Origin of the sequence: Streptomyces sp. SolWspMP-5a-2, from assembly GCF_900091845.1 — a bacterium.
Taxonomy (GTDB): domain Bacteria; phylum Actinomycetota; class Actinomycetes; order Streptomycetales; family Streptomycetaceae; genus Streptomyces; species Streptomyces doudnae.
On the sequence record NZ_FMCI01000348.1, the window covers coordinates 1 to 20,352 of the forward strand.

Sequence of the window (20,352 nt, forward strand, 5' to 3'; positions counted from 1 at the left end):
GGTGTGCCGGGGCTCGGGCCGGGGGCGGGTCACCAGTCCAGCTCGGCCGTCAGGGGGCGGTGGTCCGATATCCCGGTGCGCGGGGCGCCCGTCGCGCCGACCGCCGCCGTGGTGACCCCCGTGGCGAGGAGGTGGTCGAACTGCACGGCGGGCCGGTGGGCGGGGTAGGTGGGCGTCCTGGCGAGGGCGGCCCACTCCGAGCGGAGCGGCCCGTCGAGGACCAGCCTGGGGAGCGCGCCGACGAGGTTGAGGTCCCCGAGCAGCAGCCAGGGCCGCGGCAGCCCGTCGAGCCACCGCCGTACGGCGCGCAGTTGGCGCGCGTTCCAGCCGGGCACGAAGGACAGGTGCAGCGCCACGGCGGTGAACACCCCGCGCTCGCCCTCCACCACGGCCGCGAGCGCCGCCCGCGCCTGGTCCCGGCTCAGCACCGGCCGGGCCCGTCCGGCGACCCGCAGCGGCAGCGGCACGGGGGCGGGCGGCAGCGGCAGCGTCCGCCAGGCGCGGACCGGGCGCCGGGGACAGCAGGGCGATCCCGAGCGAGGCGACGGCGCCCGCATCACCGGCGTCGTCGCCCGGCCCGTACAGCCGGACCCCGGAGACCTCCGGGTCGGGCACCCAGCCCTGCCCGGGGACGGTCCGCCCGTGGACGGCGGAGGCGTACCGCCAGTCGACCGCCCGCATCGCGGCGGCGGCCACCGCCGCCTGGTCGACGCGCCCTGACCGCTCCTGGAACCGGTCCAGCTCCTGCAGGGCGAGGAGGTCCGCGTCGAGATCGGCGACGGCGGTGGCCAGGGGCGCCCGGGGATCGCCGGGGCCGACGGCGACGGGACGGCCGTCGTCGCCCGTCCCGGTCCCGTGGAGCACGTTGAAGGTCGCGCAGCGCAGCGGGGTCGTGCCCCGGCGGCCACCGGACCGTCGGCCGCCGGGCGCCGCCCGCCGCGTGCGCTGGTCCCCCGCCGACGACCGCGCGCCGCGCTCGTCCGTCCCGTCCGTCACAGGGGCAAGGCTAGGCCGTACCCGCGAGGCCCTGTCGCCCACCCGGTCCGGCGTGTGCAGGGGTCCCCCGTGAGCGACGCCCAGCCGGTGCGGGACCGGCGGCGGAGGCGGCCCACGGTGTCCTCGGAGGCGGTACGGCACGGCTCGCGTCGTCGGGGAGCACACCCCGCCCGTCCGGCCCCGGCGGAGAGCGCGAGGGGGTCGCCTCCGGTGGCCGGGCCACCCGTCGTGGCGGACGATGACCCGCCCCGCGCCCCGGGGCGGGAGGCCCCGCCCGCGCTACCCGCGCGCCCCCGCGTCGTCGTCGCGGACGTAGACGGTGACGCGTGCCCCGTGGACCCGGGTCGTCGACTCCGGGTGGAAGTGGCGCCGCAGGGTGTCGGTCTTCGCCAGTTCGCGGGGGTCGGTCCGTGCCCGGGCGTCGGTCACGCGGACGGCGACGATCCGGTCGAACTCCCGCATGCGCGCCGGGATGTCGCGGGCGGGCAGCTCCGCCCCGGCGAGCGTGTCGGAGGAGACCGGGTCCCGGGCCAGGGCCAGGTCGGTCAGGGCCCGGGTGTCCCGCGGGGCGGCCGCGGTCAGGACGCGGTGGCGTCCGGGGAGGAAGAGCAGCCCGTCGCCCGGACGTCCCGCCTCGCGGACGGCGGCGCCGACGGCGGTGGCGTCGTTGCTGCGGCTCTGCGGCGTCCGCAGCGCGAGGCTCGGCGGGACGAGCGCGGCGAGGACGACGGCCGCCGCGACCCACCCGGCGCGGTGGCACCGGCGTCCCCGCAGGACGGCGTCGGCCCAGGCGCCCAGCAGCAGCGCGCCCCCGACGCCGCTGTAGAGCACGTACCGGTCGACGAAGATCGGCCTGACCAGCGAGGCGATCAGCAGCAGGAGGCCGGGGAGCACCAGCAGCGGCAGCGCGAGCGACCAGAGCCGCACCGGGCCCCGCGCGCCCAGCGACGGACGGGCGCACACCACCCCCAGCACCGTCACGGCGAGGACGCCCGGCAGCCGCACCGGCCCCTCGATCCAGGACACCTGCGCCGACTGTCCCGCGCTGAGGACCACCAGCGGCGACAGTCCGGCCGCGACGCCCGCGGCCGTCACGCCCCAGGCCCGCAGCACCGGTCGCGGCACCCGGGCGACGGCCAGGGTGACGCCGTGCGCGGCCAGGGCGAGGACGGCGAACTCGTGGAGCAGGCAGGCCGCCAGCATCACCGAGCCGTAGACCGCCCACCGCCACCGGGCGGGCCGCGCGGCACCTGCGAGCAGCGCGGGTCCGGCCCAGGCGACCAGGGCGCAGACCAGCGCGTACGAGCGGCCCTCCTGCGCGTACTTCTGGACCTGGGGAAGGACCGCGAACACCACCCCGGCCAGCAGCCCGGCGCGAGGGCCCGCGAGGCGCAGTCCCAGCAGCCCGACTCCGGCCGCCGCCGCGGACATCGCCAGCACCGACGGCAGCCGCAGCGTCAGCAGTCCCCCGCCGAGGACGGCGAAGACCTCGTGCATGACGGCGTAGTAGAGGGCGTGGACGAGATCGACGTGCTGGGCGGTGTGCCAGATCCGGGTGAGGTCGCGCTGCGCCATCGCGTAGGTGACGGCCTCGTCCCCCCACAGGGTGTCCTGCCTGCGGATGCCCCAGAGCCCCAGGGCCAAGGTCAGCGCCGCGGGCACGGCGACGGCGGCGACCTCGGCCGGGGCGGGGAGGCGGCGGCGGACGGGCACCGCGGGGGCGACCGTGCGGGCCGGGGCAGGAGGAAGGTGCGCGACGGGCATCGGCGGCGGGGCCTTTCAGCGGTGGCGGGAGGGAGCCGCCAGCGTGCCCGGACCTCGTTGACCGGACGCTGATCGAACCTGACCGGACGATCAGGAACCCCGGGCGGCGCTGTGCGAGGCTGCACCGCATGCGCATCCTGGTGGTCGAAGACGAGGTGGACCTTGCCCGCACCCTGCACACCGGCCTGACCGCCGAGGGCTACAGCGTCGACCTCGCCCACGACGGCCGCCAGGGGCTGTGGATGGCCAGGTCGGGTGAGTACGCCCTGATCGTGCTGGACCTGATGCTGCCAAGCCTCAACGGCTACAAGGTCTGCGCCCAGTTGAGGCGGGAGGGCAACGCGACGCCCATCCTGGTGCTCACCGCCAAGGACGGCGAGTGGGACCAGGCCGAGGCCCTGGACACGGGCGCCGACGACTACATGGCCAAGCCCTTCTCCTACCTGGTCCTCGTGGCGCGGCTGCGGGCGCTGGTGCGGCGGGCGGCCCCGGTCGCCCCGCCCGTGCTCGCCGTGGGCGACCTCTCGCTGGACGTCGCGGGCCGCGTCTGCCGCCGGGCCGGGACCCGGGTGGACCTCACCCCGCGGGAGTTCGCCGTGCTGGAACTGCTCGCCCGGCGGGCGGGCCAGGCCGTCTCCAAGGCGGACATGCTCTACCACGCGTGGCCCGACGAGGCCCTCGACCCCAATCTGGTGGAGGCGAGGGTCAGCGCCCTGCGCAAGAAGGTGGACTCGGCGTTCGGGCGGCGGTCCCTGCAGACCGTGCGGGGCACCGGCTACCGTCTGGTGGACGACCGTGAACGCGCCTGAGCCGCGGCGCCGTTGGTGGCCCCGCTCGGTGCGGGCGCTCACCGCGCTGGCCGCCGCCTCGACCGCCGCCGTCGTCCTGGCCGTGATCGGCCTCTGGGTGCACCACGACGTCCGCCACCGGGCCACGCAGATCGCCGAGGAGCAGGCCCAGCGGCAACTCTGGTCCCTGTGCGACCAGTTGCGCGCGGGCATCGTGCCCGACGCCGGAACGACCGTGCCGTACGAGGTGGTCGCGACCGGCCGCCGCTCCGCCGTCGCGTCCGGCGGTTCGCTGGCCGACGCCTATCCCGCCTCCCGCCATGTGATGCCCACCCCGCCGACCGAGGGCCTGGCCGCGCTGACCCCCCTCACCAGCGTCCGCATCCCGGTGAACCGGCACTACAACCCCCGGGACAAGTTCGATCTGGCCGGGGGGACCCAGCGGGTCATGACCGCCGACATCCGGCCCGGCGACCTCGGCGCCGCACAGGCCGCCGCGCTGGGCGTCGACTCCGGCGCCAAGCTGCGGGTCTACGTGGTGGTGCTCCCGCACACCGCCGAGGAGATCACCGACATCACCGACCGGCTGCTGCTGGGGGCGGGGCTCGTCAGCGTCCTGCTGGTCGGCGCCGCGGCCTACGCCGCCGTGCGCGTCGCGCTGCGCCCCGTCGAGGCGATCCGCGTCCGCACCGCCTCGGTCACCGCGAGCGATCCCCGCGAACGCGTCACCGTCCCGGCCACCGGGCACGAGATCGCCGCCCTCGCCACCACCATCAACACCACGCTCCAGCGCCTCGACGACGCCTCGGCACGGCAGCGGCGCTTCGTCGCGGACGCCGCCCACGAACTGCGCAGCCCGCTCACCACCCTGCTGGCCAGCCTGGAGGTCGCGCTCGCCTACCCGGAGCGCACCGACTGGCCCGCCGCGGCGACCACCGCCGCGCGCCAGACCCGCCGCCTCCAGGCGCTCGCCGAGGACCTGCTGCTGCTCGCCCGCCTCGGCACCCGTACGCCCGGGGCCGGTCCGGACACCGTCGACCTGGCGGCCCTCGCCGCCGCGCTGGCCGGTCAACACCCGCTCGCCGACCGGCCGTTGACCCTCACCTGCGAGAGCACCGGACCCGCGTACACGCACGGGACCCCCGGGGATCATGAACGGCTGCTGCGCAACCTCGTCGACAACGCGGCCCGCCACGCCGAGCACCGGGTCCGGATCACCGTCCGGGACGAGGACCCCTGGGTCGTCCTCACCGTGCACGACGACGGGCCCGGGGTGCCCGCCGAGGAGGCCGAGCGCGTCTTCGAACGGTTCGTCCGGCTCGACGACGCCCGCTCCCGCGACCACGGCGGCACCGGCCTCGGTCTCGCCATCGCCCGCGACCTGGCCGAGAGCCACGGAGGAACCCTCACCCTCGATCCTGGCCCTGACCCTGACCCCGGCACCGGCACCGGCACCGGCACCGGCACCGGCGGAGCCTGCTTCCGGCTGCGGCTGCCGCGCGCCGCCGCGCCCTCACCGCCGCCTTCCCCGGACTCGCCCGCGCCCTCGTCCTTGCCCTCGCCCTCGCCTTCGCCTTCGCCTTCGCCTTAGACCGTCGAGCGGTGACGGGCCGCGGGGGACGTCCGCCTACCGGGAGCCCGTGCGTTCCTCCGCCGTGAGGACGCGGAGCGTCCGGAGGCCGAGCAGGGCCAGCAGCGGTTTGACCAGCAGCCACTCGCCTGCGCGGCAGTCGTCCGCGCGCACGAGGCGCCGGGCGAGATCGGGGCGCAGACGGCGCAGGTAGGCGCGGGCCTTGAGGGCGTGCGCGGGCTGGGAGACGATCTTGATGCGGTCGGCGTCCTCCAGGAGCGGGATGACGTTGGTGACGTTCTCCCAGGTCGTCGTGGACCGGTCCTCCAGGACCAGTGCGCCGCCGTACCGGAGCACCGACTTCGCATAGTCGGCCATCAGCTCGGCCTCGGCGGGCCCGTCGCCGGTGACACCGCCGCTGAGGATCACCCGGGTCTCCCGCACCCCCGGCCCGCCCACCGAGCGGACCCCGGCGCGCACCCGCCAGCGGTTCACGGCGTTCGCCGTCGGCTGCGGGTTGCGGTACCCCAGCACGACCACCGCCTCGGAGGCTCCGGTGCCCTCCCCCACGAGGGCGCGGGACCACCGCCGGTTCAGCCACTCGCCCCAGGCGAGCACCGCGGCCCCCGCCAACGCCACTCCGGTCGTTCGTCGCATGCGGCGACTCTAGGGCCTGGCGCGGGGGCCCGCCGCGAGGTCGGGCAGAAGGCGCCGACGTCGAGGCCACGAGGTGCGGGACAAGTTGAGGAACGATCGTTCTTGACCGATCGTTCCTCAACTGTCTACAGTCAACGCATGGGAAGACCAAGGGCGTTCGACGAGGACGAAGTGGTGCGCGCCGCCGTGGGGCTCTTCGGCGGCCGCGCCTACGACGGGGTGTCCGTGGACGACCTCGTCAGCCACCTCGGTGTGCACCGCAACAGCCTCTACAAGACGTTCGGCAGCAAGCGCGGCCTCTACCTGGCGGCCCTGCGACGCCATCTCGCGGACGACGTACGGCCGTTGGCCGACGCGCTCGCCGGGGCACCGGACGCCGCGACCGCGCTGCGGCTCGTCACCTCGGCGGACCTCGGCCTGCTCGTGCTCGCCGCGGTCGAGCGGGCGCCGGTCGACGAGGAGGCCGCCGCCGAGGTGCGGGCCGCGCTGGACGCGGTCGACCGGGCGATCGCCGACGCGCTCGGCGCCCCCGCCGACCTCGCCGCCGCCCTCACCGCCGCCGCGCTGGGCATGCTCGTGCGCGGCGCCCCCGGGAGCGTCGGCGCCGCGCTGGCCCGGCGCCTCGATCCATCCGTCTGACACATCTGTCTGACACACCCGTCTGACACATCCGGCAAAGGAGACCGACATGGCACAGGTGCGCATCGACGGCGACGACCTCGTCGTCGAGATCGAGGGCATGAACAAGCTCTGGGCCTTCAAGAGCAGGCTGACCGTCCCGCTGGCCAACGTCCGCGGCGCCACCGCCGATCCGGGCATCGCCGCCGACCCCAAGGGGATCCGCGCGCCGGGTGCCCGGGTCCCCGGTGTGATCACCGCGGGCACGTTCCATCTCGACGGCGAGAAGGTCTTCTGGGACGTCAGAGACCCGGCGAAGGCCGTCGTGGTCGAACTCGCCGACGAGCGGTACGCCCGCCTGGTCCTCCAGGTCGACGACCCGCGCGCGACCGTCGCCCTGGTCGAGAACGCCCTGATCCGATGAGGGGAGCACCGATGCCGCTGCGCCTGACCGCGCTCGCGCTGGCCCTGGCCTTCGTCACCGCCGTACCGGCCGAGGCGCAGACACGCCCCGGCCTCGTGCCCGCCGCCGACCGCGAGGTCGCCTTCACCGTCGACGGGACGACGACGTACGGCACCCTGCACGTGCCCGCGCACCGCTCCGGTCAACGGCTGCGCGCCGCACTGCTGTTGCCCGGCAGCGGACCCACCGACCGCAACGGCGACCAGCCGCCCGCGCTCGCCCCGCGCACGCTGGCGCAGTTGGCCGACGCGTTCGGCGGCGAACGGATCGCCACCCTGCGGTTCGACAAGTACGGCACCGGCCGCACCGGGCTCGGCGCCTACCGGGACCGTCCGGAGACGATCGATTACCCGGCCTTCGTCCGCCAGGCCGAGGCCGCCTACGCCCTGCTGCGCGACCAGCCGGAGACCGACCCGCACGGCCTGCTGATCGCCGGACACAGCGAGGGCGCGATGACCGCGCTGCTGCTCGGGGGCACCGTACGACCGCGCCCGGCGGGCCTGGCCCTGCTCCAGCCGCAGGCGATCCGCATGCTGGACCTGGTCGCGCTGCAACTGCACTCCCAGATCGCCGAGGCGACCCGGCAGGGCCTGTTCACCCCGGAGGAGCAGCGCGTCATCGACGAGGCGGTCGACGCCGCCGTCGCCGCCCTGCGCGCGCACCGGCCGGTCGACACCACCGGCCTGCCGCCCGTGGTGGCCAGCGTCTTCACGTCCTTCCAGGGGGTGAACGCCCGGTTCGTGGAGAGCGACGACGCGATCGACCCGCCGCAGAAGGCCGCAGCGCTGCGGCCGGGCACCCGGGTGCTGCTCACCTGCGGCGCGAACGACGTCCAGGTCCCGTGCGTCACGACGGACCGGCTCACCGACGCCCTGCGCCGAGCGCACGCCGGTGGACCGGGCCGGGTGCGGCTGCCGGGGGTGGACCACCTGCTGCACGACGCCGACCACACGGACACGCTCGCCCCGGCCGTGCTCGACGCGCTGCGCCGGTTCACCGCACGCTGAGCCCAGCCGCGCGCCCGTTGTGGGTGCGGGGAACGCGGGTCGGGCCGTCCGCGCCGGGACGGCGGGCGTCCGGGCGGGTCAGAGCAGCCGCAGGACGCCCACCACTTTGCCGAGGATCCGGACGTCGTCGCCGGGGATGGGCTGGTAGGCGGGGTTGCGGGGCATCAGGGACACCTTCCCGTCCTGCCTGCGCAGCACCTTGACGGTGGCGCCGTCGTCCAGGAGGGCCGCGACGATGTCCCCGTGGTCGGCGCTGTCCTGGCGGCGGACGGTGACGATGTCGCCGTCGCAGATCGCCGCGTCGATCATGCTGTCGCCCGAGACGGTCAGCGCGAAGAGGTCGCCGTCGCCCACGATCTGGCGGGGCAGCGCGTAGACGTCCTCGATCATCTCGTCGGCGAGCAGCGGGGCGCCCGCGGCGATCGTGCCGACCAGCGGGACGTCGACGCTGCGGTCGCTCCTGGTGCTGAGGTCGGGCGCCCAGGTGGGCCTGACCCGGTAGGCGCGCGGGCGCTTCGGGTCGCGGTACAGGACGCCCTTGCGCTCCAGGACCGTCAACTGGTGGGCGACGGACGAGGTGCTGGCGAGGTCCACCGCCTGGCCGATCTCCCGCATGGACGGCGGGTAGCCCTGCCGGTCGACGGCTTCGGTGATGCACCGGACGATGGCCGACTGGCGGGGCGTCAGCTCCGCTCCGTCGCTCCGGGACCCCGGGGGACGTCCCCGGCGGGCGGGCGGCCTCTTCTCCATCGCCGCTTTCTCCTTACCTCCGTGCAAGATCTCGCGGAAAGCGACTTTATCCCGTCTCTCCATGTGAATGGAACACGGATTCGAGATGGGTGTGCCCCGGCATACCGTGAGCGCCTCGGGGCGGATAGGCCCGCAGCGGCAGAAGTCCCGCACGCACAGGGCGAATAGCGGACCGGACGACATCTCGGGTCTCCCGGTCCACGGTCAGGTCCGCGGCCGATATATCCCCCCCGGCCCGACGCGTTCCGCACTCCACGGGGAGGGGCTTCCGGGCGGTCCGACCGGGAGGGCGACCGGGCGGAACCGCTGAACAGCACCCGGTGGGGGCGGTCGTGCCGAGGACGTCCAGGAACGCGACGCCCCTGGCGACACCCGCCCGGCGGTCCCGCACCGGTTCCGCGACGGACGCGCGACAGACGCGGGTCGGAACCGCAACGGACCCGGGGCGCCGACGGTCCCGGCTGTTCGGCGCGATGGCGATCCGGCGCGGTGCTGCCTCGGCGCCGGGACGGTCGGGGAAAGCGCGGGCGGGAAAGACGCGGACGGGGAAGGCGCGGTCGACGGGGACGGAGGACAGGGACGGCGCTGTCGGCGATGACGCCGTCGGGGAAGGCACGCTCGGCGGCCCCGGCGAGCGCCGTTCCCCGCTCCACGTTCCTCCCTCTGCGCTCTCCCCCTCCCGGCCCCCCGTTGCGCGTTCCCCGCTCGCCCGCGGCAGTGCGAGGCGCCGCGCTTTACAGGACCGCGCTTTCCGTGGCGATCACGCGGCGGAAGATAGGCGGGTCGCGGCATACCGTGACGATGTCCCCCCGGCGCACCCGCTATTGGAACCCGTTGACCATGACGACGTCGTCATGCCAGCATCTGATAGCCACCGTCCGTCCCCCGAGCCATAAACCGAGCCGCAATCGGGGGCGCGCCGACACCGCGCGAAACAGCCCCCTGGGAGTTGAAACGGTGATGCACCTCACCTGCCGTCTTCCTTATTTCACCGTCCCTGTCACGCACCTCGCGTCCGTCCCGTGACGATCACGTCGAGCAGAATGGGTACCCCGGGCCAACGCCCGGGAAAAGCTCCACGCATTTCGCTTGCCACACTGATCAGGGGAGTTCTGTGCGTAAATCAGCACGCCAAGAATATTCGTGCAGCAACGGCTTCCGGATTCCCGAGGACGAACAGGGCGAGGCGCGTCCGCGAACCGGCGTCGACGACAAATGCGCTCTCGGTGTGCCGCTGGACGAAAGGCAGCGGAAACTCATCACTCTGCTGCTCGCGGGACACACGGACGTCAGCGCGGCGAACCGGCTCGGTGTCAGCCCCCGCACGGTGACCAATATCCTGCGCTCGCTGATGGACCGGCTCGGGGTGGAGAACCGCTTCCAATTAGGCGTGGCGCTCGGCAGCCGTATGCGCCTGCCCGAGCGCCCTCATCGTCCTCGCCAGTTGCCGGGGTGACGCACCGGCGCGCGTCATGCCGTCCGGCACGGCCCCGCTCCCCTCCCCCACGGCGTCCGCCTGACGCCGAACTCCCCGTGTCGCGGCCGACGTTGCTCCAGCGGACCGGCGCGCTACACCGCGCGCGCCCGCGGCTCCCCGTCCGGGGGCCGCTCGCCGTCCGGGGTCCGCTCCCTCCCGTGCCCGGCCGTCGCCGTCAGGGACGCGGCCAGGCCCGTCAGCGACAGGTCGGGCCCCGTCGCCGGCATCAGGTCGAGCCGCCGCTGCCTGGCGTGCGCCACCAGGGCATCCGGGGTCAACTCGGCGAGCCTGCGCCGCGCGTTGTCCAGGAGGGTGGTGGCCGCGGCGGCGAGGGCGTCGTCCGAGATCGGCAGCGGACCCCCACCCGCGACGTCGTCGCCCTCCGCGCCGAGGATCCGGTCCTTGAGGCTTCGCGACAGGTCCGCCACGCCGATCTCCCGCACGGTCAGGGAGAGATGGGCGGAGAGGCCGTCCTCTCCCGTCGCGCGGTGGGCGAACCCGCGCGGGATGTACAGGGTCTCGCCCGGCCGCAGAACGGTCTGGAACAGTTCCTGTGGCCGGGGTTCGTCGCTGCGCACCCGGCCCGCGCGCCAGGCGCCGTCGGCGGGGCCCTCGTGCACCCGCCAGTTCTTGGTCCCCGCCACCTGGACCACCAGCACGTCGGCGTCGTCCCGGTGCAGCGGCAGCCCTTCCTGTCCGGCCGGGGTCACGAAGAAGAACGCCTCCACTGCGCGCCGCAGTTCGCGGGCGAGGGCGCGCAGCAGTTCGCGGGTGGGGGCGTGCCACTGGTCGACGCGGCGCAGGAGCATCGTCGCCCCCTCGCCGAGCAGGGCGTGGATCCTCGCCGCGTCGACGAAGCCGCCCTGGGCGACCTGTCCGACGGCGCGCTCGGTGGTGAACTCGCCGGCCGGCATCCGGCGGCCGTCTGCCCACATCTCGACGTACGGCTCCCGGAAGAAGCCGCTGGCCAGCGCGGCGTCGATGTCGGCGAGGGTGAAGGGGCTGACCGCCTCGCCGCCCGCGACGAAGACTCCGGGGGACGCGCGCCAGTGCGACCAGAAGGAGACCGTGTCGCCGACCAATCGGTCCAGTATCTGTGCAGTCATGACGTGAGCAGCGCCTTCCCAGGAGTCACCTGATCCACGGGTCCTCAGACGTGACCGTTCCTTTATGGAGGCGTTCCGCAAGGAGCGTGGGCCGATGTTAGCGGGCGCCCGTCCGCCGCGGGGTGTCCGTTTCCGTATTCCGCAGAAGATCTCCCCGCCGACCGGCGTCGCAGCAGGCGGGAGCCGGCCCCTTACCCGGGTGCGTGCGTGATACGGGAAACGACATTGTGGCCGCCGTTCGGCGGTGCTTGAGTCGCCGTTCGTCCAGCCGACGAGATCGCGGCAGGATTTCCTGGCCGAACACGCTTCGATCCCGCTTCCGCTTATCGACAAGGTCAAGCCGGGGGACCGTCCACCCCCGCGTTCCTGAAAGGTGTGCCGCCACTCGCGGATGCCGGCGCATCACCCCGGCGGCATTCCGGTGATACGGCCCGGACATTCGGGCACGAAATCGGGGAGCGACGGAAAAGGGCGGCAGGAGAGTGCGGCCGGGGACGGCGCCGCGGGATTCCGGTGCGACGGAACAGGGATCCCGCGGAGAGGTCTTCCGTGCGTCGGTCGGTGCGTCAGTTCGGAAGAACGGCGGGTGCGGCAGCGGTCATCAGCCCGATCCACGAGCGGCTGAGCACCGTGACGATCGCCGTGCTCCTCCTCGATGAGGCCGCGGTGCCGCTCGGCCGGGGTGTGGCGGGCCGGGCGGGCCTGGCGCTCGCCCCGCGCCGCTAGGGCCGCCGCCGATCGCGCCTGCTGGGGTGAGCGGGGCCGCGGGGAGCGCGGTGGCCGGTTCACCTCCGGCGCCGCACCCGGCGCAGCACCAGCCCGGTGAGGCCCGCCGCGGTGACCACCCCGCACACCGACTGCACCCAGAGGCTGCCGCCGTCGAAGGAGGCGACGAAGTTGACGGTGCCGCTGATCACCACGAGGGACCAGAGCAGGACGAGGGGAAGGTCGACGCGGTCGGCGGGGTGACCGGTCTGCTGGGCCGTGGACTTCGTCATGGACGGTTCCTCCTGCGGTGGCGGGCCTGGTTGCCCTGTCCCCGACGCTACGGTCCACGCCCGCCGCCTCCGATCCCGTGCGCCGCCGTCCCGGGGTACAGCAGGCTGTACTTCCCGCGGCCCGGTCCGCCGTCGCGGCGCGGTTCGTCCTAGGGTCTGACTGACCGTTCCCGTCGTCGCCCGCAGGGCGGCCGCGCGGCTCGGGCGCGTGCTCGGGCCGTGCCGGGCGCGGACCCTCGCACCGTCCCGGGCCCGCCCCCGGTGCGGCGGGGGTGCGCGCCGGGCGTCGCGCGGCGGCGGGGACGCGGACAGGCCGGTCGCGCACGACCGGACGGCGATGGTGAAGGGAACGGCGACGATGACCCCCGACCGGGCGGGCCCCGGGCAGGACGACGGCTCCCCCGCCGCCGCCCGCCCGCTGCGTGCCGCCACCGCCGCGCTCTCCCAGCTCGTGGGCGGCCTGGGCACCGCGCTCACCGCGCTGCCCGTCCTGCTGCTGCTCGCGGTGACGGCGCTCACCGCGCCCGCCGGGATCGGCCTCCTCCTCGCCCCGCTCGCGCTGCGCGCGCTGCACGCCCTGGCCCGCCGTGAACGCGCCCGTCTGACCCGCGTCGGCTCCGAGGTCGTCCCGCCGCACCCGCCGCCACCGACCCGGACGCGCCCCGCGCTCGCCGACCCGGCGACCCGGCGGGAGGTGCGCTGGCTGCTGCGGCACTCCACCGCCGGGCTGCTCCTCGGCACGACCGCCCTGCTGCTGCCGGTGATCGCCGTGCGGGACACCACGTTCCCGCTGTACTGGCGGCTGCTGCCGGAGAACGCGACGGCGACCTCGATCGGTCTCGGGCAGGCGCACTCCTGGCCGCAGGCGCTGGCCGTGTCGCTGCTCGGGATCGGCGCGATCGCCGTGATCGTCGGTCTGACGCCCGGCATGGCCCGCCTCCAGGCCCGCCCGGGACGCGCCCTGCTGGCCGCGGGACCCGAGGAGGACCTGTCGCGGCGGGTCGCCGAGCTGACCGCCACCCGGGCCGCCGCGCTCGACGCGCACGCCACCGAACTGCGGCGCATCGAGCGGGCGTTGCACGACGGCACGCAGAACCGGCTGGTCTCCGTGACCGTGCTGCTCGGCGCGGCCCGCCGGCAGGTGGCCCGGGACCCCTCGCGCGCCGACGAGATCCTGGAGCGCGCCCAGTCCGCGGCCGAGCAGGCCCTCGCCGAACTGCGCACCGTCGCGCGCGGCATCCTCCCGCCGGTCCTCGACGACCGGGGACTCGAAGGCGCCCTCACCGGACTCGCGGCCGGGAGCCCCGTGCCGTGCCGGATCGACGTCGACGCGCCCGGACGCCGCGCCGCGTCCGTCGAGGCGACCGCCTACTTCGTGGTCGCCGAGGCCCTCACCAACATCGCCAGGCACAGCGGCGCCGACCGGGCGACGGTCACCGTGCGCAACCGGGGCGGCAGACTGCGCGTGCGGATCGACGACGACGGCCGGGGCGGCGCCGACGAGGGCTGCGGCTCCGGTCTGACCGGCATCCGGCGCCGCGTCGCCGCCCACGACGGCACCCTCCGCCTGACCAGCCCGGTCGGCGGTCCGACGACACTGGAGGTGGATCTTCCCTGTGGAGCATGAAGAACGGCCGCGCCCCGTACCGGCCGGGGAGCCGCACGGCCTGCGGGTCGTGATCGCGGAGGACGACCCCCTGCTGCGCGAGGGGCTGGCGCTGCTGCTGCGCGCCGAGTCGCTGGACGTGGCGGCCACCGCGGGGACGGCGGAGGAGGCGCTGGCCGCGATCGAGGCGCACCGTCCCGACGTGGCGATCCTCGACGTCAGGATGCCGCCGACGCACACCGACGAGGGCATCCGCGCGGCCGTGGAGGCGCGGCGGCGGCGCCCAGGACTGGCCGTGCTCGTGCTGTCCGCGTACGTGGAGCAGAGTTTCGCCACCCAGCTCCTGACCGGCGGGGTCGGCGGTCTCGGCTATCTGCTGAAGGAACGGGTGGGCCGGGTCGAGGAGTTCCTCGACGCGCTGCACCGGGTGGCGGGCGGCGGCACGGCCATCGACCCCGAGGTGGTGGCCCAGCTGTTCACCCGCACCCGCCAGGACACCCGGCTCGAACGGCTCAGCCCGCGCGAGGACGAGGTGCTCGCCCTGATGGCCGAGGGGCTGGGCAACAGCGCGATCGCGGCCCGCCTGTTCGTCACCGACGGCGCCGTCCACAAGCACATCCGCAGCATCTTCGCCAAGCTCGACATGTCCCCCGCCGACCAGGTCGACCGCCGGGTCGCCGCCGTCCTGCACTACCTGGAGGACGCCCGCCGCAGGACACCGTAGGCCGCCGGGTACAGCCTGCTGTACGGGGGTCGGGGCGCCCACGGCAATGACCCGGGGGCGGGCCGCTGATGTGCTGGTGACACCAGATCAGCACCGCCCGAAGGGACCCCAGGTGACCACGCACGCACCGCCCGAGAACGCCCCCACCCGCCCCGGCGCAGCCGCGGCGGCACCCTCGCCCGCCACCCGGTCACCTGGTTCTTCGCCCTGGCCTTCGGACTGAGCTGGCTGGCCTGGACGCCGTACATCCTGTCCGGGAACGGTCTCGGCGTCTGGCACTTCACCTTCCCCGGCGGCGGGTTGGGCAGCCAGCTCCTCGGGGTCCTGCCCGGCGCCTACCTGGGGCCGATCGCCTCGGCGCTGCTGGTGACGGGGGTGAGCGAGGGCCGGGCCGGACTGCGCGCCTGGCGGCGCCGGATGACGAGTTTCCGGGTCAGCTGGCTCTGGTACGCGGCGGTCCTGGTCGCGGTGCCGGCCGCGCTGACGCTCTCCACGGCGGCGCTCTCCGGAACCGGTCCCGTGCTGCCGTCCGCCGCGGTGCTCGTCGCCTATCTGCCGGGCCTGGTGCTGCAGATGGTCACGACGGGGCTCGCGGAGGAGCCCGGCTGGCGGGAGTTCGCGATGCCGCGGCTCCAGCACCGGCACGGCGCGCTGCGGGCGACCCTGATCGTGGGCCCGCTGTGGGGCGCGTGGCACCTGCCGCTGTTCCTCACCGAGTGGGGCGGCGGTCCGCACGTGGGCCTGCTGGAGCCGGTGGAGTTCCTGGCGACGACGGTCGCGTTCAGCGTGGTCATGACGTGGCTGTTCAACCGCTCGGGGGAGAGCATGCCGCTGGTCATGCTGCTGCACACGAGCGTGAACAACTACTTCTCGACGGCCTGGTCGGAGGTGTTCCCCTCGGCGTCCTCGCGGACCACGGCGCACGCCTTCCTGCTCGCCTCGGTGACCGGGGCGGTGATCCTGCTGGTGGCCACCCGGGGCAGGCTGGGCCTGCGCGAGGGGCGGGGCGGCGGCGTCGCCAAGGATCTCGGCGGGACCCCGTCGGCCGTCTGACGGGTGCTTCCGGGAGCGGCCCCCGCCGGCGGACCGGCCGGGGGCCGCTCCCGCGCGGCGGACGGGGGTCAGGTCGTGCGGGCCCTGAGGTGGGCCCGTTCGCCCTGGGTGCCGAAGAGGATCAGGAGTTCCACGGTGCGGTCGTCGTCGGGGCCGAGCCGGTGCGGGACGCGGGTGTCGAACTCGGCGGCCTCACCGGGGCCGAGGACGACCGTCTCGCCGCCGAGCACCAGCCGCAGACGGCCCGCGAGGACGTAGACCCACTCGAACCCCTCGTGGGTGCGCGGCTCCGGCTCGGTGCCCGGCCGGGGCGGGATGAGGAGTTTGTGCGCCTGGACGCCTCCGGGGCGGCTGAGCGGCACGTACGTCATCCCGTCGCGGCTGACCGGCCTGAGGTGGATGCGCGGGTCCCCGGTGCGGGGCGCGCCGACCAGGTCGTCGAGCGGGACGGCGTAGACCTCGGCGAGCGGCAGGAGCATCTCCAGGGTGGGTCTGCGGCCGCCGCCCTCCAGCCGGGAGAGCGTGCTCTCGTTGATCCCGGTCCGCTCCGCGAGGGCGGCCAGGGTCAGACCGTGACGTCTGCGCAGGTCCCGGAGCCGGGGGCCGACGGCGGCCAGCCGGTCCTTCTTCGCGGCGCCCGCGCGCTTCTCGGTGCCCATGGGGTCGAGCATGCTGAAACGGCATGAGGCTTTGCAACTCCGGCAGTCCCCGGCGCAGAGTCGGACCGGCGCTCACGCCACCGTCCGGCCACCGCACCGAAAGGCACTCCGCATGACCGACGCCACCGAGTCCGCCGTCTTCTGGGAGAAGCACTACGGCGGTCTGGACCCGCGGCTGGGCACCCGGCCCAACGCGGTCCTGACCGCCCTGCTCGCCGACCTCGCCCCCGCCACCGGAACCGCCCTCGACCTGGGCTGCGGCCACGGCGGCGACGCGCTCTGGCTCGCCGGGCAGGGCTGGGAGGTGACCGCCGTCGACGTGTCGCGGACCGCCCTCGACCGGGTGGCCGGGGCCGCAGCGGCCGCCGGGGTCGGCGACCGGGTCCGTCCCCGGCGGCACGACCTGGGCGAGACCTTCCCCGAGGGCACCTTCGACCTGGTGACCGCGACCTACTTCCACACCCCCGTCGCCCTCGCCCGCGAGGACGTCCTGCGCCGGGCCCTGCGGGCGGTCGCTCCCGGGGGCCTGCTGGTCGTGATCGAGCACGCCTCCACCGCCCCCTGGTCCTGGCTCGCGGGCCAGGACATCCGCTACCCGACGCCCGACGAGGTCGTCGCCTCGCTCCGGCTCGACGGCTCCTGGCAGGTCGAGCGGAGCGAGGCGCCCCGGCGCACCGCCACAGGACCCGACGGGCAGACCGCGACCGTCACGGACAACGTCATCGCCGTCCGCCGCGTCGCCTGACCCGCCGCCGCCCGCCGGGCCCCGCTCCCCCTGGGCGCGCGGGCCCGGCGGCCGCGTGTCCGGGCGCGGCGGTGGTCCTGGCGGGGCACCGACCCGCCCACTCGCGCGCACGCGAGTAAAATGGTCGAGCGGTCAACACCGGTCGTCGCGCGCCACCGCGCGCGGTCCGACGCGGAACTCCCGGGCCCGACATGGTCGCCCGCCGGGCCCGGCCAGGGAGATTGACGAGGGCAGCGAGATGCGACGTCACCGGAGCACTCAGCGATCCGACGGGCCCGGGGGTCGCACCACAGGTCCCCCCGGGCCGCGCGCCTGACACCCCGTCGCCGCGGCCGGCATCGAGTCGGCGCCGTACGGGCAGGAGACCGCCGCGGGGCGCCACGCACCGTCTGGGTCACCGTCCCGCCGTCCCGCTCCCACCGGCGGCGGGACGGCCGGGGACCCGCCTTCCAACCCGAGGAGATCGCCGTGAAGATGCTGATCAACGTCCCGGAGACCGTGGTGGCCGACGCGCTGCGCGGTATGGCGGCCGCCCACCCCGAACTGACCGTCGACGTCGACAACCGGGTGATAGTGCGGCGGGACGCCCCGGTGGAGGGGAAGGTCGCCCTCGTGTCGGGCGGCGGCTCCGGGCACGAGCCCCTGCACGGCGGTTTCGTGGGCCCCGGGATGCTCTCCGCCGCCTGTCCCGGCGAGGTGTTCACCTCCCCGGTGCCCGACCAGATGCTGCGGGCCGCCGCGGCCGTGGACAGCGGCGCGGGCGTGCTCTTCGTCGTCAAGAACTACACCGGCGACGTCCTCAACTTCGACATGGCCGCCGAGCTGGCCGAGGACGAGGGCATCCGGATCGCCAAGGTGCTCGTCGACGACGACGTGGCGGTCACCGACAGCCTGTACACGGCCGGGCGGCGCGGCACCGGCGCGACCCTCTTCGTGGAGAAGATCGCCGGAGCCGCCGCCGACGAGGGCCAGCCCCTGGAGCGGGTCGAGGCGACGGGCCGTCAGGTCAACGAGAACTCCCGCAGCTTCGGCGTCGCGCTGAGCGCCTGCTCCACCCCCGCGAAGGGCAGCCCCACCTTCGACCTGCCGGACGGCGAACTGGAGCTGGGCGTCGGCATCCACGGCGAACCCGGCCGGGAGCGGCGGCCCATGATGACGTCGGGCGAGATAGCCGAGTTCGCGGTGGACGCGATCCTCGACGACATGTCCCCGCGCAACCCGGTGCTCGTCCTGGTCAACGGCATGGGCGCCACGCCGCTGCTGGAGCTGTACGGCTTCAACGCCGAGGTGCAGCGGGTGCTGACGGCCCGCGGGGTGGCCGTCGCCCGCACCCTCGTCGGGAACTACGTCACCTCCCTCGACATGGCGGGCGCCTCCGTCACCCTCTGCCAGGTCGACGGCGAGCTGCTGCGCCTGTGGGACGCGCCGGTGCGGACGGCGGGGCTGCGCTGGGGTATATGACACGGTGAGGCCCCGGTAACGCACCGTACGCATCACGTAAGGAGATCACGTGCTCGACGCCGATTTCTTCCGTCGCTGGATGACGGCGACCGCCGCGTCCGTGGAGCGCGAGGCCGACCGGCTCACCGCGCTCGACTCCCCCATCGGGGACGCCGACCACGGCAGCAACCTGCGCCGGGGGTTCGCGGCCGTCACGGCGACCCTGGAGAAGGAGGCCCCCGACACCCCGGGCGGGGTGCTCACGCTCGCCGGACGGCAGCTGATCTCGACCGTCGGCGGCGCCTCGGGACCGCTGTACGGCACCCTGCTGCGCCGCACCGGCAAGGCACTCGGGGACGCGTCCGAGGTCAGCGAGGCCGACTTCGCGGCGGCGTTCCGCACCGGCATCGAGGCGGTGACGACCCTGGGCGGCGCGGCCCCAGGCGACAAGACGATGGTCGACGCGCTGCTGCCCGCCGTCGACGCGCTCGGTGACGGGTTCGCCGCCGCGCGCACGGCCGCCGAGGAGGGCGCGGTGGCGACCACCCCGCTCCAGGCCCGCAAGGGCAGGGCCAGCTACCTGGGCGAGCGCAGCATCGGCCACCAGGACCCCGGCGCCACCTCGTCGGCGCTGCTCGTCGCGGCCCTCGCGGAGGCAAACGGTGACTGAGGCGAACCTGGTGGGGATCGTGCTGGTGTCGCACAGCGCCGCGGTCGCCGCGTCCGTCGCCGAACTGGCGCGGGGGCTGACCGGCGGAGGCACGGCCGTGCGGGTCGCCTCGGCGGGCGGCGCCGAGGACGGCGGGCTCGGCACCAGCGCGGAGCTGATCGCCGGCGCGGCGGCGTCGGTGGACGCCGGGGCGGGCGTCGCCGTGCTCACCGATCTGGGCAGCGCCGTGCTCACGGTGAAGGCGCTGCTCGCCGAGGGCGACGAACTCCCGCCCGGCACCCGGCTGGTGGACGCCCCGTTCGTCGAGGGCGCGGTGGCCGCGGTCGTCACGGCGTCCACCGGCGCCGACCTGGCCGCGGTGGAGGCGGCGGCCGCCGAGGCGTACACGTACCGGAAGGTCTGACAAGGGCACCCGCGGCGCATGACGCCGGGCCGGACGGGACGGGGCGGACGGATCGCCCCGGTTCCGTCCGGCCCGGCGTCAGGTCACTCCCTCGGTGGCGGTGGCGAGGGCCGCGCGCAGGGTGCGTTCGAGGGCCGCCTCCGCCGCCGTGCGGTCGGGACCCGCGTCCGCGTCGTGCCACGCGTGGTGCTCGACGGCCGCCCGCAGCGCCGCGTTGAACATCGCCGCCTGGACCGTGGCCCGCAGGTCGGCCTCGGGCAGCCCGGCGCGTTCCGCGAGGGCGCGGGCGAAGGCCGGTTCGGCCTCGTCGTGGGTCCTGAGCCAGACCGCGCGCAGCCCCGGCTCGGTGCGGGTGAGCCGGACCAGGGCGCCGACGGTGGCGCGGTCCGGGCCCCGGGCGACCGCCAGGTCGGTGGCCAGCTCCGGCACCAGGACGCCGTCCAGGGACTCGCCCGGCGCCCAGTGCCGCAGGCGGTCCGCGAGCAGGTCGACGCCCGCCGTGAACAGCGGCGCGACGCACGCCTCCTTGCTGGGGAAGTAGCGCCAGACGGTCCGCGCGGAGACGCCGACCGCCTGCCCGATCTGCTCACCGGTGGTCGCCGTCACGCCCTGGGCGACGAAGAGGTCGACCGCGGCCCTGGCGATCTCCAGCCGGATCTCGGCCTTGCGCTCCTCGGTGAGGGGCGGGCGTCCGGTGCGTCCGCCGGCTGCGCTCATGTGGTCCTCCGGCTCAGGTGATCCCGTCTCCCGGCATTCTCCCCCACCCCTTTATGTCACTCACAGACAATAAGTCGTAGAGTGGTCGCACCGGGCGGTGATCCCCCCCGCCCGACGACCGGCCGGGCACCCCGCCCACGG

Annotated in this window: 22 protein-coding genes; 14 read left to right on the forward strand and 8 right to left on the reverse strand. The window is 75.1% G+C overall.

Going from position 1 to position 20,352, the window contains the following annotated elements:
* Nucleotides 1–29: 29 nt before the first annotated feature.
* Both GA0115242_RS42065 and GA0115242_RS34210 read right to left on the reverse strand, forming a co-directional pair.
* On the reverse strand, nucleotides 30–557 hold the full coding sequence (locus GA0115242_RS42065) for an endonuclease/exonuclease/phosphatase family protein (RefSeq protein WP_237549476.1): 528 nt from the start codon (nucleotides 555–557) through the stop codon (nucleotides 30–32).
* A 718-nt stretch (nucleotides 558–1,275) separates the two neighbouring features.
* Nucleotides 1,276–2,760 carry a glycosyltransferase family 39 protein gene (locus tag GA0115242_RS34210; RefSeq protein ID WP_093835526.1) on the reverse strand — a complete coding sequence of 495 codons (1,485 nt, stop codon included), beginning with the start codon at nucleotides 2,758–2,760 and terminating at the stop codon, nucleotides 1,276–1,278.
* A gap of 128 nt (nucleotides 2,761–2,888) precedes the next feature.
* Between GA0115242_RS34210 and GA0115242_RS34215 the strand changes: the two genes are divergently transcribed.
* Together GA0115242_RS34215 and GA0115242_RS34220 are read left to right on the forward strand one after the other, a co-directional pair.
* Entirely contained in the window at nucleotides 2,889–3,569 is a 681-nt protein-coding gene (locus GA0115242_RS34215) for a response regulator transcription factor (protein ID WP_093835528.1), read from the forward strand.
* Nucleotides 3,556–5,139 (forward strand): sensor histidine kinase, encoded by a 1,584-nt coding sequence (locus tag GA0115242_RS34220; RefSeq protein ID WP_093835530.1) that lies wholly within the window; start codon nucleotides 3,556–3,558, stop codon nucleotides 5,137–5,139. The genes GA0115242_RS34215 and GA0115242_RS34220 overlap by 14 nt, the downstream gene beginning before the upstream one ends.
* A 36-nt stretch (nucleotides 5,140–5,175) precedes the next feature.
* Here the strand turns inward: GA0115242_RS34220 and GA0115242_RS34225 are convergent, their stop codons facing one another.
* The gene (locus GA0115242_RS34225) at nucleotides 5,176–5,775 is read right to left on the reverse strand and encodes a YdcF family protein (RefSeq protein ID WP_093835532.1); all 600 of its coding nucleotides are present in this window, start codon (nucleotides 5,773–5,775) and stop codon (nucleotides 5,176–5,178) included.
* 138 nt (nucleotides 5,776–5,913) lie between these two features.
* Between GA0115242_RS34225 and GA0115242_RS34230 the strand changes: the two genes are divergently transcribed.
* Genes GA0115242_RS34230 through GA0115242_RS34240 form a run of 3 tightly spaced genes read left to right on the forward strand, consistent with a single transcriptional unit; the run spans nucleotide 5,914 to nucleotide 7,863 of the window.
* Nucleotides 5,914–6,414: a TetR/AcrR family transcriptional regulator gene (locus tag GA0115242_RS34230; protein ID WP_161353419.1), complete on the forward strand. Its 501-nt coding sequence runs from the start codon at nucleotides 5,914–5,916 to the stop codon at nucleotides 6,412–6,414.
* 49 nt (nucleotides 6,415–6,463) lie between these two features.
* The gene (locus GA0115242_RS34235) at nucleotides 6,464–6,817 is read left to right on the forward strand and encodes a hypothetical protein (RefSeq protein WP_093835536.1); all 354 of its coding nucleotides are present in this window, start codon (nucleotides 6,464–6,466) and stop codon (nucleotides 6,815–6,817) included.
* A gap of 11 nt (nucleotides 6,818–6,828) precedes the next feature.
* The gene (locus GA0115242_RS34240; protein ID WP_093835538.1) at nucleotides 6,829–7,863 is read left to right on the forward strand and encodes an alpha/beta hydrolase family protein; all 1,035 of its coding nucleotides are present in this window, start codon (nucleotides 6,829–6,831) and stop codon (nucleotides 7,861–7,863) included.
* Nucleotides 7,864–7,941: 78 nt separating this feature from the next.
* On the opposite strand, the gene lexA is transcribed toward GA0115242_RS34240, so the two are convergent.
* The gene (gene lexA / locus GA0115242_RS34245; protein WP_237549477.1) at nucleotides 7,942–8,613 is read right to left on the reverse strand and encodes a transcriptional repressor LexA; all 672 of its coding nucleotides are present in this window, start codon (nucleotides 8,611–8,613) and stop codon (nucleotides 7,942–7,944) included.
* 1,114 nt (nucleotides 8,614–9,727) lie between these two features.
* Here lexA and GA0115242_RS34250 point away from each other — a divergent pair.
* On the forward strand, nucleotides 9,728–10,069 hold the full coding sequence (locus GA0115242_RS34250; RefSeq protein WP_202556261.1) for a helix-turn-helix domain-containing protein: 342 nt from the start codon (nucleotides 9,728–9,730) through the stop codon (nucleotides 10,067–10,069).
* Between the two features lie 113 nt (nucleotides 10,070–10,182).
* Here the strand turns inward: GA0115242_RS34250 and GA0115242_RS34255 are convergent, their stop codons facing one another.
* Nucleotides 10,183–11,196: a JmjC domain-containing protein gene (locus tag GA0115242_RS34255; protein ID WP_093835544.1), complete on the reverse strand. Its 1,014-nt coding sequence runs from the start codon at nucleotides 11,194–11,196 to the stop codon at nucleotides 10,183–10,185.
* A 561-nt stretch (nucleotides 11,197–11,757) separates the two neighbouring features.
* On the opposite strand from GA0115242_RS34255, the gene GA0115242_RS41055 reads away from it, so the two are divergent.
* Nucleotides 11,758–11,922, forward strand: coding sequence for a hypothetical protein (locus GA0115242_RS41055; RefSeq protein WP_161353421.1), 165 nt, complete (start codon nucleotides 11,758–11,760; stop codon nucleotides 11,920–11,922).
* A 59-nt stretch (nucleotides 11,923–11,981) separates the two neighbouring features.
* Here GA0115242_RS41055 and GA0115242_RS34260 read toward each other — a convergent pair whose 3' ends face one another.
* Nucleotides 11,982–12,194 (reverse strand): hypothetical protein, encoded by a 213-nt coding sequence (locus GA0115242_RS34260; protein ID WP_093835545.1) that lies wholly within the window; start codon nucleotides 12,192–12,194, stop codon nucleotides 11,982–11,984.
* Between the two features lie 358 nt (nucleotides 12,195–12,552).
* Here GA0115242_RS34260 and GA0115242_RS34265 point away from each other — a divergent pair, with 358 nt between their 5' ends.
* From GA0115242_RS34265 to GA0115242_RS34275, 3 genes are all read left to right on the forward strand, one after another.
* Nucleotides 12,553–13,821, forward strand: a complete 1,269-nt coding sequence (locus GA0115242_RS34265; RefSeq protein WP_093835546.1) for a sensor histidine kinase — start codon at nucleotides 12,553–12,555, stop codon at nucleotides 13,819–13,821.
* A gap of 40 nt (nucleotides 13,822–13,861) precedes the next feature.
* Nucleotides 13,862–14,524: a response regulator transcription factor gene (locus GA0115242_RS34270; RefSeq protein ID WP_093835599.1), complete on the forward strand. Its 663-nt coding sequence runs from the start codon at nucleotides 13,862–13,864 to the stop codon at nucleotides 14,522–14,524.
* 300 nt (nucleotides 14,525–14,824) lie between these two features.
* Nucleotides 14,825–15,577, forward strand: coding sequence for a CPBP family intramembrane glutamic endopeptidase (locus GA0115242_RS34275; RefSeq protein ID WP_237549478.1), 753 nt, complete (start codon nucleotides 14,825–14,827; stop codon nucleotides 15,575–15,577).
* Between the two features lie 68 nt (nucleotides 15,578–15,645).
* Here the strand turns inward: GA0115242_RS34275 and GA0115242_RS34280 are convergent, their stop codons facing one another.
* Nucleotides 15,646–16,248, reverse strand: a complete 603-nt coding sequence (locus GA0115242_RS34280) for a helix-turn-helix domain-containing protein (RefSeq protein WP_093835548.1) — start codon at nucleotides 16,246–16,248, stop codon at nucleotides 15,646–15,648.
* 100 nt (nucleotides 16,249–16,348) lie between these two features.
* Between GA0115242_RS34280 and GA0115242_RS34285 the strand changes: the two genes are divergently transcribed.
* The 4 genes from GA0115242_RS34285 to GA0115242_RS34300 all read left to right on the forward strand — a co-directional run bounded on the left by GA0115242_RS34285 (nucleotide 16,349) and on the right by GA0115242_RS34300 (nucleotide 19,494).
* On the forward strand, nucleotides 16,349–16,981 hold the full coding sequence (locus GA0115242_RS34285) for a class I SAM-dependent methyltransferase (protein WP_093835549.1): 633 nt from the start codon (nucleotides 16,349–16,351) through the stop codon (nucleotides 16,979–16,981).
* Nucleotides 16,982–17,449: 468 nt separating this feature from the next.
* Nucleotides 17,450–18,442 carry a dihydroxyacetone kinase subunit DhaK gene (gene dhaK, locus GA0115242_RS34290; RefSeq protein ID WP_093835550.1) on the forward strand — a complete coding sequence of 331 codons (993 nt, stop codon included), beginning with the start codon at nucleotides 17,450–17,452 and terminating at the stop codon, nucleotides 18,440–18,442.
* A 49-nt stretch (nucleotides 18,443–18,491) separates the two neighbouring features.
* The gene (gene dhaL, locus GA0115242_RS34295) at nucleotides 18,492–19,091 is read left to right on the forward strand and encodes a dihydroxyacetone kinase subunit DhaL (RefSeq protein ID WP_093835551.1); all 600 of its coding nucleotides are present in this window, start codon (nucleotides 18,492–18,494) and stop codon (nucleotides 19,089–19,091) included.
* Nucleotides 19,084–19,494, forward strand: coding sequence for a PTS-dependent dihydroxyacetone kinase phosphotransferase subunit DhaM (locus GA0115242_RS34300; protein WP_093835552.1), 411 nt, complete (start codon nucleotides 19,084–19,086; stop codon nucleotides 19,492–19,494). Before dhaL ends, GA0115242_RS34300 begins: the two co-directional genes overlap by 8 nt.
* A gap of 78 nt (nucleotides 19,495–19,572) precedes the next feature.
* Here GA0115242_RS34300 and GA0115242_RS34305 read toward each other — a convergent pair whose 3' ends face one another.
* Complete coding sequence (locus tag GA0115242_RS34305; protein ID WP_093835553.1) at nucleotides 19,573–20,211, reverse strand: TetR/AcrR family transcriptional regulator; 639 nt, start codon at nucleotides 20,209–20,211, stop codon at nucleotides 19,573–19,575.
* Nucleotides 20,212–20,352 lie beyond the last annotated feature (141 nt).

Bases quoted from the DNA above. Each gene is read 5' to 3' on its own strand.
- GA0115242_RS34230 (WP_161353419.1), top strand. From the start codon at position 5,914: ATGGGAAGACCAAGGGCGTTCGACGAGGACGAAGTGGTGCGCGCCGCC.
- GA0115242_RS34215 (WP_093835528.1), top strand. From the start codon at position 2,889: ATGCGCATCCTGGTGGTCGAAGACGAGGTGGACCTTGCCCGCACCCTG.
- GA0115242_RS42065 (WP_237549476.1), bottom strand. From the start codon at position 557: ATGCGGGCGCCGTCGCCTCGCTCGGGATCGCCCTGCTGTCCCCGGCGC.
- GA0115242_RS34285 (WP_093835549.1), top strand. From the start codon at position 16,349: ATGACCGACGCCACCGAGTCCGCCGTCTTCTGGGAGAAGCACTACGGC.
- GA0115242_RS34225 (WP_093835532.1), bottom strand. From the start codon at position 5,775: ATGCGACGAACGACCGGAGTGGCGTTGGCGGGGGCCGCGGTGCTCGCC.
- GA0115242_RS34280 (WP_093835548.1), bottom strand. From the start codon at position 16,248: ATGCTCGACCCCATGGGCACCGAGAAGCGCGCGGGCGCCGCGAAGAAG.
- GA0115242_RS34260 (WP_093835545.1), bottom strand. From the start codon at position 12,194: ATGACGAAGTCCACGGCCCAGCAGACCGGTCACCCCGCCGACCGCGTC.
- lexA (WP_237549477.1), bottom strand. From the start codon at position 8,613: ATGGAGAAGAGGCCGCCCGCCCGCCGGGGACGTCCCCCGGGGTCCCGG.
- GA0115242_RS34255 (WP_093835544.1), bottom strand. From the start codon at position 11,196: ATGACTGCACAGATACTGGACCGATTGGTCGGCGACACGGTCTCCTTC.
- GA0115242_RS34240 (WP_093835538.1), top strand. From the start codon at position 6,829: ATGCCGCTGCGCCTGACCGCGCTCGCGCTGGCCCTGGCCTTCGTCACC.
- GA0115242_RS34210 (WP_093835526.1), bottom strand. From the start codon at position 2,760: ATGCCCGTCGCGCACCTTCCTCCTGCCCCGGCCCGCACGGTCGCCCCC.
- GA0115242_RS34265 (WP_093835546.1), top strand. From the start codon at position 12,553: ATGACCCCCGACCGGGCGGGCCCCGGGCAGGACGACGGCTCCCCCGCC.
- GA0115242_RS34235 (WP_093835536.1), top strand. From the start codon at position 6,464: ATGGCACAGGTGCGCATCGACGGCGACGACCTCGTCGTCGAGATCGAG.
- GA0115242_RS34305 (WP_093835553.1), bottom strand. From the start codon at position 20,211: ATGAGCGCAGCCGGCGGACGCACCGGACGCCCGCCCCTCACCGAGGAG.